This window comes from Herminiimonas sp., from assembly GCF_030655415.1.
In genome coordinates this window covers 1-16,656 of sequence record NZ_JAURVN010000019.1, presented here as the reverse complement: position 1 = coordinate 16,656, position 16,656 = coordinate 1, and the positions used below count along the sequence as shown (strand labels likewise).

At 47.6% G+C, this 16,656-nt stretch carries 9 protein-coding genes and 1 pseudogene; 2 read left to right on the top strand and 8 right to left on the bottom strand.

From position 1 onward, the window contains the following. Positions 1-24: 24 nt before the first annotated feature. On the bottom strand, positions 25-948 hold the full coding sequence (dapA, locus tag Q7T66_RS17495) for a 4-hydroxy-tetrahydrodipicolinate synthase (protein WP_304934388.1): 924 nt from the start codon (positions 946-948) through the stop codon (positions 25-27). A gap of 364 nt (positions 949-1,312) precedes the next feature. Here dapA and fdhF point away from each other — a divergent pair, with 364 nt between their 5' ends. Further along, entirely contained in the window at positions 1,313-4,186 is a 2,874-nt protein-coding gene (gene fdhF / locus Q7T66_RS17490) for a formate dehydrogenase subunit alpha (RefSeq protein WP_304934387.1), read from the top strand. A gap of 421 nt (positions 4,187-4,607) precedes the next feature. On the opposite strand, the gene Q7T66_RS17485 is transcribed toward fdhF, so the two are convergent. The 7 genes from Q7T66_RS17485 to Q7T66_RS17455 form a co-directional block, all read right to left on the bottom strand. After that, positions 4,608-6,665: a cache domain-containing protein gene (locus Q7T66_RS17485; RefSeq protein ID WP_304934386.1), complete on the bottom strand. Its 2,058-nt coding sequence runs from the start codon at positions 6,663-6,665 to the stop codon at positions 4,608-4,610. Positions 6,666-6,677: 12 nt separating this feature from the next. Beyond that, positions 6,678-8,072 (bottom strand): sigma-54 dependent transcriptional regulator, encoded by a 1,395-nt coding sequence (locus Q7T66_RS17480; RefSeq protein WP_304934385.1) that lies wholly within the window; start codon positions 8,070-8,072, stop codon positions 6,678-6,680. Between the two features lie 166 nt (positions 8,073-8,238). Next, complete coding sequence (locus Q7T66_RS17475) at positions 8,239-8,361, bottom strand: oxalate:formate antiporter (RefSeq protein WP_304934384.1); 123 nt, start codon at positions 8,359-8,361, stop codon at positions 8,239-8,241. Between the two features lie 18 nt (positions 8,362-8,379). After that, a complete protein-coding gene (locus Q7T66_RS17470; RefSeq protein WP_304934383.1) occupies positions 8,380-9,804 on the bottom strand; it encodes an OFA family MFS transporter in 1,425 nt (474 codons plus the stop codon). 630 nt (positions 9,805-10,434) lie between these two features. Next, on the bottom strand, positions 10,435-11,376 hold the full coding sequence (locus Q7T66_RS17465) for an AEC family transporter (RefSeq protein ID WP_304934382.1): 942 nt from the start codon (positions 11,374-11,376) through the stop codon (positions 10,435-10,437). 404 nt (positions 11,377-11,780) lie between these two features. Beyond that, positions 11,781-14,882 carry an FAD-binding and (Fe-S)-binding domain-containing protein gene (locus tag Q7T66_RS17460; protein WP_304934381.1) on the bottom strand — a complete coding sequence of 1,034 codons (3,102 nt, stop codon included), beginning with the start codon at positions 14,880-14,882 and terminating at the stop codon, positions 11,781-11,783. Positions 14,883-14,976: 94 nt separating this feature from the next. Next, positions 14,977-16,194 (bottom strand): alanine--glyoxylate aminotransferase family protein, encoded by a 1,218-nt coding sequence (locus Q7T66_RS17455; protein WP_304934380.1) that lies wholly within the window; start codon positions 16,192-16,194, stop codon positions 14,977-14,979. 288 nt (positions 16,195-16,482) lie between these two features. Here Q7T66_RS17455 and Q7T66_RS17450 point away from each other — a divergent pair. Next, positions 16,483-16,656, top strand: a pseudogene (locus tag Q7T66_RS17450) (GntR family transcriptional regulator); the annotation flags it as partial.

Sequence of the window (16,656 nt, the reverse complement as noted above, 5' to 3'; positions counted from 1 at the left end):
TATTTTGAAGTACTAGATAACTCGCTACGCAGAAACCAGCATAGCATCGGCTGATTGCATCGCTGATCTCACCTCATCATGGAACCGCTCATCTAGCTCTGATAATGGCAAACGATAGCCCTCTAGAATATGACCAAGCTTTGCCAATACCCACTTAACAGGAATAGGATTCGCTTCGATGAATAGAGCACGGTTGATAGGCGCCAACAAATTATCAATTTCTCGCGTCTGTTGCACGGCCCCTCTCAAGGCTGCATCACACAACGCTTTCATCAATCTTGGTAAAACGTTCGCCGTCACAGAGATATTGCCGCGTGCGCCGGCCAACATCAATACAGAAGCAGTTGCATCATCACCGCTAAATACTGCAAATGATTGAGGCAATTCGCGCAATAGCATCAGCCCACGGGAGATATTGCCAGTAGCGTCTTTAATACCAACGACACCTGGCACTTGAGATAGACGTAGTACTGTCTGATTTTCTAAATCAGCCACAGTACGTCCAGGAACGTTATACAAGATCAAGGGCAAGTCTACCGTTTCAACGATTTTACGATAGTGCCGGTACAGTCCTTCCTGACTCGGCTTGTTGTAATACGGAACGACTGACAAACTAGCGCTTGCGCCTACATGGCGCGCAAATTCCGTTAATTCAATCGCTTCCGCAGTCGAATTTGCGCCAGTACCAGCAATAATTGGCAACCTTCCAGCTGCTTGTTCGACGGCAATCCTAATCAGCTCACCATGTTCTTCAGTATCGATAGTTGGCGATTCTCCCGTTGTACCAGCAACCACAATGCCATCGGTACCCTCGCTAATGTGCCATTCAATCAAATTCCTAAAGGCCTCAAGATCAAGTCTACCGTCTGGATACATTGGTGTGACCAATGCAACCAAGCTACCGCTGATACCACCGTTATCGGTTTTCAAATATGGATAATCATTCATTTTGTCTTAGCTCTCTGGTCAGGAAGAACCGGGTACGTGTACCAGTTACACGCACCCGGTTCTGTCACGGTATGACCATAATTCATATCGTGACTCGCTAAAAGAATCAGAATTTACGTAAATTGCATATCAGTTTCATAAAGGTTTTTTCATTCTCAAATTCTCAATCTGATACGAGTAATATTACGGATCTGATTCTATGAAGTAGCCCCCACGCGACCTATGCTTTTAATGTTTTTCCAATGCCTATGTTTAGTATCTGATATGAATAAATTGTGCGAATCTGATCCTATCCACTCTGCGTTATGCGACGTACTCTTATTCAATCAGTATTGGCAAATAAGTTAAGAGACTGGAGCGAAACATGAATCAATTAAATGGTATCGATTACGGCACGCCGAAAAGTAAATCCGAGAATCTGGTAACACTGGAAATCGACGGCGTAGAAGTCACCGTGCCACAAGGCACATCCGTCATGCGTGCAGCGGCAGAAGTCGGCATCAACGTGCCGAAACTGTGCGCCACCGACAGCCTGGAAGCATTCGGCTCATGCCGTCTGTGTCTGGTCGAGATCGAAGGCCGCCGCGGCTACCCTGCATCGTGCACCACGCCGGCTGAAGCTGGCATGAAGATCAAAACACAAACGCCTAAGCTGGCCGACATTCGCCGTGGCGTGATGGAGTTGTACATCTCCGATCACCCGCTGGATTGCCTGACCTGCCCAACCAACGGCAATTGCGAACTGCAAGACATGGCTGGTGTAGTCGGTCTGCGAGACGTACGTTACGGCTACGATGGTGAAAACCATCTGAAGCTGGAAAAAGACGAATCCAATCCTTACTTCACTTACGACGCATCGAAATGTATCGTTTGTAATCGCTGCGTTCGCGCTTGCGAAGAAACACAAGGTACCTTCGCGTTGACTATCGACGGCCGTGGTTTTGCATCGCGCGTGTCGGCAAGTCAAAATGAAGACTTCATCGAATCAGAATGCGTATCTTGCGGTGCTTGCGTTGACGCATGCCCAACAGCGACCTTGACTGAAAAAACCGTCATCATGATGGGCCAGGGCGAACACAGCAAAGTCACTACCTGCGCATACTGCGGTGTTGGTTGCTCGTTCAAAGCCGAAATGAAGGGCAACGAAGTTGTCCGCATGGTGCCAAATCCAGACGGCAAAGCTAACCAAGGCCACGCTTGCGTCAAAGGTCGTTTTGCATGGGGTTATGCAACGCATAAAGACCGCATGTTGAAACCGATGATCCGCAGCAAAATCACTGATCCATGGAAAGAAGTTTCATGGGAAGAAGCGATCAACTACACCGCGTCAGAATTCAAACGCATCCAGGCAAAATACGGCAAGGATTCGATCGGCGGTTTGGTATCGTCACGTTGCACCAACGAAGAAGGCTACCTCGTTCAGAAGTTGGTTCGCGCAGCATTCGGTAACAACAACGTTGATACCTGTGCACGTGTTTGCCACTCGCCTACAGGCTACGGTCTGAAAGTAACTCTGGGTGAATCAGCTGGTACGCAAACCTTTGAATCGGTCATGAAATCCGATGTCATTATTATCATGGGATCAAACCCCACTGCCGCACACCCCGTCTTTTCATCGCAGATAAAACGTCGTGTGCGTCAAGGTGCGAAACTAATCATCATTGATCCACGTACCATCGAGATGGTTAACTCCCCACATATCAAAGCGAACTACCACTTAAAGCTAAAACCAGGCGGTAACGTTGCAATCCTTAATGCACTGGCACATGTCATCATTACGGAGAATCTACATAAGTCTGAATTTATCGCTGAGCGTTGCGAGATCAAATCTTTCAATGAATGGCAAGAATTTGTATCGCTCCCAGAAAATTCACCAGAGGCGATGGAAGAATTTACAGGTGTGCCTGCAGCGGATGTTCGAGGTGCTGCTCGCCTACTGGCGACTGGTGGCAATGGTTCGATCTATTACGGTCTCGGCGTAACAGAGCATGCACAAGGTTCCACTTCTGTTATTGCGATTGCGAATTTGATGATGGCGACCGGAAACATTGGTCGCGAAGGTGTGGGCGTCAACCCACTGCGCGGTCAAAACAACGTGCAAGGTTCGTGCGATATGGGTTCCTTCCCGCACGAATTGCCAGGTTACAGACATGTCTCCGATACCACAGTACGGATGGAGTTTGAATCTGCCTGGAATTGCGTACTCGATCCAGAACCCGGTCTGCGTATTCCGAACATGTTCGATGCTGCGCTCGAAGGTTCATTCATGGGTTTATATTGCCAAGGCGAAGATGTAGTGCAATCTGACCCGAACACGCAACACACCACAGCAGCACTAGAAGCAATGGAATGTGTAGTTGTACAAGACATCTTCCTAAACGAAACCGCCAAATACGCACACGTATTCTTGCCGGGTTCATCGTTCCTGGAAAAAGACGGTACCTTCACCAACGCAGAACGTCGCATCTCGCGCGTGCGCAAAGTGATGCCACCAAAGGCAGGTTATGCAGATTGGGAAGTGACCTGCATGCTGTCGAACGCATTGGGCTATCCAATGAGCTACAAACATCCACGCGAAATAATGGATGAAGTAGCCTCCTTAACACCTACCTTCACCGGTGTGAGCTTTAAGCGTATCGATGCCCTCGGCGGCAGTATTCAATGGCCATGCAACGATGCAGCCCCAGAAGGTACGCCCACCATGCATATCGGTGAGTTCGTACGCGGTAAAGGTAAGTTCTTCAATACCAAACATTTCGGTAGTGGAGAAAAGGTCAACAACAAGTATCCATTGATTTTGACCACCGGTCGTATCTTGTCGCAATACAACGTAGGCGCGCAAACTCGCCGTACCGACAACAATATCTGGCACAGCGAAGATCGCCTCGAGATCCATCCACAGGATGCGGAAGATCGTGGCATCAAGCAGGACGATTGGGTTGGTATTAAATCACGAGCTGGCGAATCGGTATTGCGTGCTGAAGTTACAGAACGAATTCAACCGGGGGTTGTATATACCACGTTTCATTTCCCAGAATCGGGAGCGAATGTGATTACAACCAGTTCGTCCGATTGGGCGACCAATTGTCCTGAATACAAAGTGACTGCAGTTCAAGTCATGCCGGTTGCTCAGCCTTCGGAATGGCAGCGTACCTACAACCGCTTCAACACCCAGCAAGAGGAATTTGCAAGTAGTCAGCGTATTCGTCAAGGTAATGAACTAGCAACGACAAAATAGTTGATCACTATTATGAGTAATATTCGCTTTTGAAAGGCCAAGCGCTTAGCCGTTTTTCATACAATTATATGAAGAACGGCTATCTTCTTTCCATCATATACAGCAATTTACTCCAGAGAGATGCGCGAGCATTCGGTCGTGACATCCTGCCTTAACTTACTCATTTTGGTAAGTAAGTGGGTCAGATTTTGATGCAAATCACGCGGCTCATTAGCCATTTTTCGATACAACTCGACAGTAAATAAGACACCGCGGCAAAGTCCGCTCTCAATCATTGTTCAGTTACAGAGTGAGAGTAGATGCAGTCAGACTAATGATGAAAGATGGCCCAAGAGCAGATGCGCAGAGCATTACTCCGAGCTGGACAAGCCGCCGTAAACAGTAAGTCATAGCGCAGGCAATCAATTAAAGAGAAAACGATTTAAGCTAAAAGCCGAACAGTGAATTCCGTGCCCGAGCCATACTCACTTTTTACCGTAATAGTTCCTCCATACCGCGCAACCAATGTGTAGCTAATCGATAAGCCAAGACCAGTACCACCTTGGTGTTTTGTCGTAAAAAAAGCGTCAAAAACTCGCAAAATATCATCTCTCTTAATACCGACCCCATTATCTTTCACAATAATTAATGTTCCCTGCACGTTCCCTTCCTCCTGCCAGTCCCGCGCCGCTAATGTTAACGTCCCCCCCTGCTTCATTGCGTGAATAGCATTCGTGCAGAGGTTGATTAACACTTGCTGTAATTCGCCGCGATTGATAGGGACTGCCAGGGTTTCGGATTTCTCATAAACGACTTTAATACCTTTTTGGTTAAGTAAATGTCGAACTAATACCAAAGAATCTGTTATCACATCATCGACAGATATCGTCTCCACGTAGCCAGCAAATTCACCTGGATTTGCGAACTGCAGTAGCTTGGTTACAATGGTATTAATGCGATGAATTTGCTGGTCCATCAGTTGCAGTTCACCCTGTACTGGCTTACTAGCTGAACCTAAAGTATCTCTTAGTACGTCAAGGTTACCTTGCAGCACTGCGACTGGATTATTAATTTCATGCGCGACTCCTGCTGTAATTTCTCCAATTGTCGCTAACTTCTCGGCGAGAACTAACTGTTGTTGCGCTTGAATTAAAAGTTTATTGGTTTTTTCGAGTTCAACCGTTCTTTCAATAACCTTACGGTCAAGCTCATTTCCCCAAGCCCTTAGTTTCGAATTTTGTAGCTGGACGGTATCGAGCAGTTCATCAAGATGACGAGATAAATTTTTCAACTCATCTTTACTACTAATATCATTAGCATGATGAGGGCCAACGCCAGTACGTACATGCATTTCACCTTGCTCTACAGCGGTCATGGTGCGATTCATGTTTGCTAGTGGCCCGTAAATATTGCGGGCCACACGTAGAGAAAAATACACTCCCCCAATACAGATCAGGATAAAGAGAACCGCAAGCAAAGCAATCGCTGTTTCCTTTGCTTGACGAAATGGCGCTTCGAGATAGCCGACATACAGCATGCCTACGCGCTTACCGAAGCTATCACTTATCGGCTCGTATGCAGAAATGTACCAATCATGTACAACAAATGCTCGATCAAGCCAAATTTTTCCATCAACTAGAACGTGATTCCGCACCATGTGCGAAGCTCGTGTACCTAGCGCTCGTTTATCACCAAACAAACGAACGTTGGTAGCGATGCGTACATCATCAATAAATAAAGTTGCAGTGCCGGCACTTCCTTGTGGCAGAGAGCCTTCCGCATAAACTAGGCCGTTAATCGTATCGACAAATCCCAAATTTTGATTAAGTAACGTTCCAGCTTCTAGCACTCCTAAAAGGGTGCCATCTGCATTTCGCACTGGAGTAGCAGAATGAATAATCATCCCGCTTCTTTCCGCAGTCTTGGTCGTCGGCGCTGCGTTCGATGTATTCACCAATTCTATAAGCGCCTTACTAGCAACGCTGTCATCGATTTGAGCTAACTGCTCCGGTGAATATATATCGATACCGGTTTCGTCTTTACCAAGAAGAGAAGCCTTCACGACAGGCCAATCTGCGTGACTAATATCCAACGATTTATCACGCGAATTCGATGACGCAACCACCCGTCCCGTAGTATCAAGAAAATATAAAAAATCTAGTTTAAGAATCTCTTTCTTGTCACTCAGTAATTGCTGCAAATGATCATGATCGCCATCTCGCACAGTCATTACAAAATGATGCGACTCTCCCAAACTTGAGACATCAAGTCCAATTTTTTCCTTAACATGAATAAAATATTCATGGGCTACTGTAAGGTCACTATTAACTTTGAAGGTTAGAAGCCGGTCGTAATAAGCAACGCCCCAATAAGAAAGTAGCCAAAAGAGGACGGGCAAAACTGTAAGAAATGGCACTAAAGCGACAAGCAACAATTTTGTACGAACTGACGTATTTCCTAGTCGAATCTGCTCAACAAAATTTAGAAGCGAATCGCGCATTGGGAAACTTTCTTAAACGTTCCATTCAGCACATTTACGCTCAAGCGTCTTCCGAGAAACGCCTAACCTGCGCGCAGCTTCAGTCTTACTTCCACCTGCTTCCGACAATACCTTAAGCATATGCCGCTTCTCAACAGCTTCAAGCGATTCATCTATGCTCTTACCAACTTCCGCTTTCGAATATCGACCGCCCGAAGCCGCGTCGGGAATGCTTCCTAAAATAAGCCATCTCTCAATTGCGTTGCGCAGTTCTCTTACATTTCCTGGCCACGCATAGGACGACATTGATGCTAACAACGTATTGTCTGGCTCCCTTGCTGGAACACCAAGCTGTTGCGATAACTGTCTTGAAAAATAACTAGCAAGTGCCGGAATATCATCCATACGCTCGCGTAAAGGAGGCATGTGTAGTTGTACTACATTGAGACGGTAATAGAGATCCTCACGGAATCGTCCATCTCTAACCGCGTCCTCTACATTTCGATTAGTCGCGGCAATGACGCGTACATCGACTGGGATTTCACGCTCGGCACCCACCGGTCGGATTTTTCTTTCTTCTAATACTCGCAAAAGTTTTACCTGTAGCGCTAGCGGCAATTCAGCAACTTCATCCAAGAAAAGCGTCCCACCTTGTGCATAAAAAAATAAGCCCTCACGAGACGACGCGGCTCCGCTAAATGCACCTTTGATGTGACCAAACAACTCGCTTTCGATAATCTCCGGGGCAACCGCACCACAATTAATTGGCACAAAATGGTTTCCAGAACGATTACTCAGATAATGCATCGCCCGCGCCGCAATCTCTTTGCCCGTGCCAGATTCCCCGGTAATCAATACAGTGCTAGGGACTAAAGCTAACCGCGTTATTGCCTCTCGTATAGGCTGCAAAGCATTAGATTGACCAATAAGTCCGTCAACTCCAAGGGCCACGTGAGAATCCAACTCTCTACGGAGAACAAAATTTTCTCGTCGTAGCTGAGCACGGTCGAAACAGCGTCCGATTGCACTTAGAATTTGGTTGACCCGAAATGGCTTTAGCAAAAAATCCGAAGCACCAGCACGCAGTGCTCGAATTGCAATTTCCAAATCGGCAAAAGCAGTAATCAGCACAACATCGTTATGTAATCCTAGTTCACGGATCTCTTGTAACCAATCTACGCCTGCTTTTCCAGGTAATGAATTATCTAAAATAATCAGATCGAAATGACGTAGCCCGAGTATTACACTTGCCTCTTCAACGGATTCCACGCTTTCAACTCGACTGCAACGGCTTACCAATGTGCGGTACAGAAAACTGCGCATACCAGGCTCATCGTCGACAATAAGAATTGTCCGCTCTTGCCACCCGCCAAAGGCCTCAAGAAAGGGCTCATCATTAGTCGTATTTATTTGGGGAACAGTAGTCATTGTTTGTGGATAACATAGGAGGCGGATAATTTATTCTTATACACGGTTTCTACACTTCGCATTTACCGCGCCCCTCAAGCGTTTTTGAAAAGCAATTCATTGAATGTTCAATCGAAAAAAAACGAGGCCCCTATTTGGAGTCTCGTTTTTTTAATTAGCAAATATATTAATTAAATAATGCCATTGCCTTTTGAATTGTCGACGACAGACCCCAAGCCAACGGAATGATGACGTAAGCCCAAAATACTATCGCTATAACTGGGTTGTTTTTTTTGGTAACTGTTTTCATGAATAATCTCCAATTAGCCTAGCGCTGACGCGCGGGTTGACGGCTTCCGCCAGGACTAGACCAGGCGTTAATACCACGGTTATTAGTTGATTTTGCGCCGTCTTCTTTCATGTGATGTTTAGCGCTAACCGGTTTAATCAAAAAATTACAGATGAAACCAAGGATCAGCAAACCAGCCATGATGTACATTGTTACTGCGTATGCTTCGCCTTTAGGTACGCCGTGATTGATTTGATATTCGCGTATGTAATTAACCAAGACGGGGCCGAGTACACCCGCCGCAGACCATGCGGTTAATAATCGACCATGTATGCCACCCACAAATTTTGTTCCAAACAGATCCGCTAGATAAACCGGTACCGTAGCAAAGCTACCGCCATACATGCTAACGATCACACAATAGAAAATAACGAAAAAGGCCACGCTACCAATCTGACCTGTGTAAGGAACGCTTGCATAAAGAATCGCACCCAAAACAAAGAAAGTAAAATAAGTGTTTTTTCGCCCGAGATAATCTGAGATCGACGACCAGAAGAAACGCCCCCCCATATTGAAGATACTGAGCAGCCCCACAAATCCCGCTGCTGCGGCGATTGAAACAGTGTCCTTAAATGTCTCTTGAATCATCACTGATGCCTGACCAAGCACTCCAATACCCGCTGTCACATTCAGACACAAAACCAACCAAAGCAAATAGAACTGCGGAGTCTTCATTGCTTGGTCAATATGTACATGGTTACGAGTGATCATTTTGTTTTCGACAACCGGCGGTATCCAACCCTTAGGTTTCCAATCGGAAGCCGGAATACGAATTGAGAACGCACCGATCATCATCGAAATAAAGTAAAGCGTCCCCATTACAATGAAAGTCTCAATCACGCCAACAGAGGCAGGCGTTTTAAAATGACTCATTAGTAAAACAGATAATGGCGCCCCTATCATTGCCCCGCCACCAAAACCCATAATGGCCATGCCAGTCGCCATTCCGCGTCGGTCGGGAAACCATTTGATTAATGTGGAAACAGGTGACACATAACCCAAGCCTAAGCCAATTCCTCCAAGCACCCCATAGCCTAGATAGATTAGCCAGATCTGATGCAGGTGTACCCCCAACGCTGACACCATGAATCCACCACCGAAGCAGCATGCAGCTACAAACATCGTCAAGCGTGGCCCCACCTTTTCAAGCCATTTGCCGCCAAATGCTGCGGCTAGCCCCAGAAATACCATCGCAATACTAAATATCCAACCTAACGTAGTCAGCTTCCAATCATCTGGTGCTGAAGTGTCTATACCTATTACTTTCGAGAGCGGGCCGTTAAATATACTAAACGCATAGGCTTGTCCAATGCATAGATGAACCGCCAATGCCGCTGGCGGTACCAGCCAACGGTTGAAACCTGGGGCAGCGATACTTCGTTCTCTCGTAAAATAATCGAGCATGTTTGAATCTCCTTTGAATAATGTCCACGGCATTCATGTGCCGCGATTTTTTCCGGCTACGCAAAATATATTTCGCACGGCCGTTATGACTCACAAAATAGTCAATGGAGAACACTACGCAATCGATGTGCCAGCAAAAGAGAGAAAGTAAACCTATGATTAATAAAGGTTTGCAAGAAATCGAATTAAAAAGGACGGACAATTTGTCGAAATAGCAGACATATTGACCCAATCTAAACTGATCCACTTTCCACTATCTGACGAAGCATGCGACTCGATCACACGACCTTCAAATCTCAACGCACACAAGTCGATGTACATATCTCAAAGTTTGTCGTTACTTGCGTGGTGTCGTTAGGGCAGTTTCAATCAAGTCGAAAGCTTGAACTCACATTAATCGAGAGTAGGAAGGAAATGTCGCCAGCCTAGGCTGTATCGCCATTTCAGCGGGCAGAAACGCCCGAGGTATTTGGAAAGATTTCCAGTCATCTGGATATATTATTTAATGAGACCTAGTCACGAACGTGCGGGTACGAGTAATTACAAGTAAACCACGTCGATTGCTCCAAATCTCCTACCCACTTTCGTTAGTATCATTGCGTTCTAAACGTGACGAGTTATTAAGAACGATCAATAGTGTCCGAGCATCATCAATATTATTGGCAAGCTGAACAAACACAATATCGTGGAAATGGCGATACTTGCTGATATCTCGTCCTCTGCTATTTTGTAGTGTTGCGTGAACATGAATACATTGGCTCCAACAGGCAACGCTGCCACCATAGCCATAGTCGCCATAGGTATTCCTCTTAGGCCTAGCAACCAAGCACACGCAACAAAGATGGCTGGATGAATAATGGTTTTAACCACAGCAATTCGGATAGCTGCGAGCATATTGCCACTTAGTCTGCTATATGCCAACGTCACACCCACCAAAAGTAGTGACATTGGGCCCAGCGCCTGCCCCATCAACTGCAACGGCTTGTCCACCATTTCCGGCAGTGGAATCCCTATTTGCGCGTAAATTAATCCGGCAAAAATCGGGATTGGAATCGGATGCAACACGCTATTTTTTATTGCAACGCTCAGCGTTCGGCCCATGTTGCTCGTCGCTCCTTCACGCCCGGCTTGGCGCGCTACTGCAAACTCAAACACAATGGTTCCCCCGGTCATTAGCACCAAAGCATGAATAGATATTAATGTGAACAATGTGACTAACCCATCCTCACCATATACCAAACTTATAAGTGGGATGCCAATCATCACTGTGTTGCTAAAGGTATTCGCTAAAGCGCGTGCCGACGATATAGTGGAAAAACCGTGTAGGAGAATAGTTGCTATGAATACTAGGGCCACGGCCAAAAAATACACAGCGATGGGTGTGAAATCCAAGTCAACCAACTTCACGCCGATCATCGTGCGAAACAGCAATGCTGGTGTTAGCACATAAAAAACCAGATTGGACAAATCGTTAATTGACGTCTGGCTTACCCACTTCATCTTGGCTATTCCAACGCCGATTATAATTATAGAAATGACGGGAAATAGGGCATAAACGACAGTAGAGTTCAAAGCAAGTCCCGGGCGTTCTTAAGTGAAGACAGGTAAGAAAACACTACCTCAAGGGAGTGTCCAAATTAATATTCCTCAAGTGCGAATATTGCGGAGAGATTTCATTTGTATATTCACGCCGCATTAATTTCGCCATCAAATAAAAGTTAATTTGATTACGAATCTTCCGTCATAAATCGACTATAGAATTTTGCATGTCGCATATTGATCTTAATTGTCTTAAGTATCATTTCGTTTCGATATTAGCTAACTGATGCATTTGCTATAAAACGAATCTTCATCGACTGCCTTTTTTAATACAACCTATATGGCTTCCCCGTAGAAATTTCCGAGCATGCAAACTTTGCAAACCATCAAATAATTTGATCACAAATACCCAACCAATTTCATACCAATATTTTTCCCTAACCACGAGGCGGCGGAGTTGCCAATGATTTTGCAAGCGCACGCGCATCATATATTGCATTTTCCTGCAGTCCTTCGGAAATCGAGACTAACCTCCCTAGTGACATTGCCAGTACACGCGCTACGTGCAATGCATTTTGCTGCGTACCATCGGCAATTTGATGTCGGCAACTAGTGCCATCGGCGACGAAGATCGTTCCAGCGGCGGCTTCGCGTATTGCTGGGAACAGTGACAACTCACCCATCGCCTGTGATGCCTCGTAGTGTTCCGCTTCATAACCAAAACTACCGGCCATGCCGCAACATGAGGATTCGATCAAAGAGACCTCGAGTTCAGGAATCCACTTCAAAACAGCTTGCACAGGGCGTACTGCATCAAATGCCTTTTGGTGGCAGTGACCGTGCAGCGAGGCCTTGTTTGATGTCAGTGGTTTGAGGTCCAATAGCTTGAGATCAATTCTTCCTGCTGTCTGTTCCTTGACCAAAAATTCCTCGAATAGAAAAGCGGATGCGGCAAGTTTTTTCGCTTCATCGCCATAGCCATAGCTTAAAAATTCATCGCGCAATGACAACAGGCACGATGGCTCCAAGCCAACCACCGCGACACCACGATTGACGAAAGGCATCAAGGCATCGAGTGTGCGACGCGCTTCTTTTTTCGCTTCTTCAATTAAGCCAGCAGAAAGAAAGGTGCGACCGCAACAGAGCGGTCGTTCGTTCGCTTTGATATTCAAATGCACGGTATAGCCGGCAGCTTGTAGTACCGCTTGTGCAGCGGCGGCGTTCTCCGGCTCCATGTAGTTATTGAAGGTATCAACGAAGAGCAATACTTCTTTGCTACCCACGCTTGGACGCTCAATTTGCTGCGATAAGAATGAACGTTTGAATTTTGGGAACGCACGTTGCGGTGCGAGTCCAACGAGTTTTTTTATCCAGCCAGCGACCCACGGCAAGCGTTCGCCAGCAGCAAGCAATCCACCGATACGGCTGGCGTATGGCGCATAGCGCGGCATGAAGGCAACCATGCGATCGCGCAAGGTGCTGCCGTGTCTATCAGCCCATGCGGCGCGTGCTTCTATCTTGACTTTCGCCATGTCAACGCCGGTCGGGCAATCGCGTTTGCAGCCTTTGCATGAGACGCAGAGGTCCAGCACTTCTTTCACTTCTGCGCTGGCTAAACCGTCGTCGCCCAGTTGGCCGGAAATCGCCAGCCGCAAAGTATTGGCGCGGCCGCGTGTGACGTGGCGTTCATCTTTGGTGATGCGATAACTCGGGCACATGGTGCCAGCGTCGAACTTGCGGCAATGACCGTTGTTGTTGCACATCTCGACTGCCTTGGCGAGGCCGCCAGTGCGATCATCGCCGGTGCCGGGTGATGTCTCCAATCCGCTGGCCGGATCGCGCGTGACGTTCCATGCAGACCAATCCATTTTGGTTTCTATAGGTAGTTCGCGATAACCGGGAGCGAAACGGAAATTGCTCTTGTCGTCCATCTTCGGTGGACGCACGATCTTGTCGGGATTGAAGCGATTGTCTGGATCGAACAGATCCTTGATTTCGCTAAAGGCTTGATTCAGTTTCGGGCCGTATTGCCATGCCACCCATTCGCCGCGGCACAAGCCATCGCCGTGCTCGCCGGAATACGCGCCTTTGTATTGACGCACCAATGCCGATGCTTCTTCCGCAATCGCGCGCATGTCGGCTGCACCGTTGCGCCGCATGTCGAGTATCGGACGCACATGCAAAGTACCAACACTCGCGTGTGCGTACCAAGTGCCTTCGGTTTGATATTTGTGGAAGACCTCTGTCAGGCGTTCGGTATATTCCGCCAGATGTACTAACGGCACCGCGCAATCTTCGATGAACGAAACCGGTTTGCCATCGCCCTTCATGCTCATCATGATATTCAAGCCGGCCTTGCGTACATCCCACAATGCTTTTTGTTCGTTCGCATCGACCATATTAGCGACTGAACCCGGCAAGCCGAGATCACTCATCAAATCAGATAAGGCCGATAGCCTTTCAACCAGTTCTGCCTTGCTGTCACCAGCAAATTCAACCAGTAAAATTGCCTGCGGTTGACCAACCAATGCTTTCTCGATGACAGGTCTGAATGCAGGATTGCTCAGCGACAGATCGATCATCGTGCGATCAACCAATTCAACCGCTGTAGGCTTGAGCTTGACGATATGTTGCGTCATGTCCATCGCCTGATAGAAGGTCGGGAAGTTAATTACGCCGAGAACTTTAGCCGCAGGTAAAGGTGCGAGCTTGAGCGTAATCTGGCGGCTGTAGGCAAGCGTGCCTTCTGAGCCGACCAATATGTGAGCGAGATTGGCACTGCCGTCGTCGGTATACGCGAGTGGATTCTGGCAATCGAATAGATCGATGTTGTAGCCTGCAACGCGCCGCAACACCTTGGGTACGCGTTCGATGATTTCGTCGCGTTCGCGTGTAGCAATTTGCTGCAAGCCTTGCACAATCTGCTGCACGCGGGCGTTTTGCGCCATGTTTTCCATTGTCTCGAAGCGCGCCTGCGTACCATCTGCCAGCACGGCATCAATTCCGCGCACGTTGTGTACCATGTTGCCGTATTCGATGGAGCGCGATCCGCAGGAATTATTACCTGTCATGCCGCCTATCGTGCATTGCGCGGCAGTTGATACGTCAACAGGGAACCACAAACCATGTGGCTTGAGCCATGCGTTCAGGTGATCGAGCACCATGCCAGGTTCGACCGTGATGCTCAATTTCTCTTTATCAAAATCGATAACGTTGTTCAGCCATTTACTGTTATCGATGACCAGCGCTTCGCCCACCGTTTGTCCACACTGGCTGGTACCGCCGCCACGCGCAAGTATCGGTGCTTTCTCGGAGCGCGCGATGTCCAAGCAAGTCAGTAAGTCTTGCTGATCGCGCGGCACAACCACGCCTACCGGCATGATTTGATAGATCGATGCATCCGTTGCATATCGCCCGCGGTCAGCCGGACTAAACAACACATCGCCACGCAATTCTTTGTGTAGCAATCTGGCCAATGGGCTAGCTGAAGACAAGCCGATAGTATTAGCTGGAGCGAAATGGAGTGGCTTGACGAGCATGTTGATATTTCCTTGTTAGCGAGGTCGCAGCATCGAATACCGCGTTGCGGGTACTTGCATAGCACTTAGCCGCAACGCGTTGTAATGCTTTTAATTAAGCCGCTATTTTTAATGCAGGAATTTTCTGATTTGCCAGATAATCCATTGCTGCAGTAACGCCGCTCGCCTTGATCGTGACACCTGAGAGTTTCAATCCCATTTCGACGCCAGCCAATGTGGCCATCAAGGTCAAGTCGTTCGCTTCGCCCAGATGGCCGATGCGGAACATGCGACCTTTCATCTTGCCGAGACCAGTACCCAGCGACATATTGAATCGTTCATAAATTGTTTTACGCACGAAGTCGGCATCGATGCCTTCCGGCGTCATGACACCGGTCAGCACCGGCGAGAAGACATCGGGATCTGCGCACTGCACTTCCAGTCCCCATGCGTTGACCGCAATACGGCAGGCCGCAGCCAAGCGTTCATGGCGCGCGAACGTGTTATCCAAACCTTCATCAAGAATCATCTCTAACGCTTCAGACAAAGCGTAGAGCAGATTGGTATTTGGCGTGTATGGCCAATAACCAGTTTTGTTCATCTCGATGATTTCGTCCCATCCCCAGAATGCGCGCGGCAGTTTGGCTGTTTTGCTGGCGGCGATCGCTTTTTTGGACACCGCGTTGAAGCTGATTCCCGGTGGCATCATCAAACCTTTTTGCGAACCCGATACGGTGACGTCGACGCCCCATTCGTCATGACGATAGTCGGCCGATGCCAAACCGGAAATCGTATCAACCAGCAGTAATGCCGGATGACCTGCTGCATCAATCGCCTTGCGGACAGCGGCGATATTTGACGTGACGCCGGTCGATGTTTCGTTATGTACAACGCATACCGCTTTAATGATGTGGCCAGTATCTGCGCGCAAGCGCGCTTCGATTGCATCGGCTTGTACGCCGCGACGCCAGCCTTCTATGCCAGGCAAGCCAATGAACTCAGGCTTGAGGCCGAGTGCTTCTGCCATTTTTTTCCATAGTGTTGCGAAGTGACCTGTTTCATACATCAACACGGTGTCGCCTGGGCTGAGTGTGTTGGTGAGTGCTGCCTCCCATGCGCCTGTGCCGGACGCGGGATAGATAATGACTGGTTGTATGGTTTTAAAAATTTTCTGGATGCCTGACAAGACTTTCAAACCAAGCGCAGCGAATTCCGGGCCGCGATGGTCGATGGTCGGATAACTCATCGCACGCAGGATGCGATCCGGTACAGGGCTAGGGCCAGGAATCTGTAAAAAGTGACGGCCTGCTGGATGAAAGTCTAGTTTGATCATTTAAATCTCCGTGAGAGAAACACCATAATTGGATATTGCATACAAAATACTATAGCAAAAGAAAGTCACTCGGTAAAGAGATTCTCATGCGTTTTTATGATTACTGAAATTGGAGGGACTCTAAGTAGAGATATCAACCGAGCGATTCTTTTCAAATTCTTGGCAACAGAGTCCGTTACAGCGATAGATAGGTTATTTCTAGTTAACGTTTTTTCACTAATTAGCTTTAAGCATCACAGACAGACGTTACAATTCGATTAAAATATGGCATTACGTTCCGGAATTAGTATGCAAAATACATTCAACATCAACGAACCAACGAATAACGCTCCCGATCTTCCTCGTATGGAGCGGCAGCGATTGCATGATGTGGTTGTTGAACATTTGCAAAACCTGATCATCGAAGGCGTGTTGGCTCCCGGCACCAAACTCAATGAGCGTGAAGTGTGCGAACGCTTGGGA

Bases quoted from the DNA above. Each gene is read 5' to 3' on its own strand.
- dapA (WP_304934388.1), bottom strand. From the start codon at position 948: ATGAATGATTATCCATATTTGAAAACCGATAACGGTGGTATCAGCGGT.
- fdhF (WP_304934387.1), top strand. From the start codon at position 1,313: ATGAATCAATTAAATGGTATCGATTACGGCACGCCGAAAAGTAAATCC.
- Q7T66_RS17485 (WP_304934386.1), bottom strand. From the start codon at position 6,665: ATGCGCGATTCGCTTCTAAATTTTGTTGAGCAGATTCGACTAGGAAAT.
- Q7T66_RS17480 (WP_304934385.1), bottom strand. From the start codon at position 8,072: ATGACTACTGTTCCCCAAATAAATACGACTAATGATGAGCCCTTTCTT.
- Q7T66_RS17475 (WP_304934384.1), bottom strand. From the start codon at position 8,361: ATGAAAACAGTTACCAAAAAAAACAACCCAGTTATAGCGATAGTATTT.
- Q7T66_RS17470 (WP_304934383.1), bottom strand. From the start codon at position 9,804: ATGCTCGATTATTTTACGAGAGAACGAAGTATCGCTGCCCCAGGTTTC.
- Q7T66_RS17460 (WP_304934381.1), bottom strand. From the start codon at position 14,882: ATGCTCGTCAAGCCACTCCATTTCGCTCCAGCTAATACTATCGGCTTG.
- Q7T66_RS17455 (WP_304934380.1), bottom strand. From the start codon at position 16,194: ATGATCAAACTAGACTTTCATCCAGCAGGCCGTCACTTTTTACAGATT.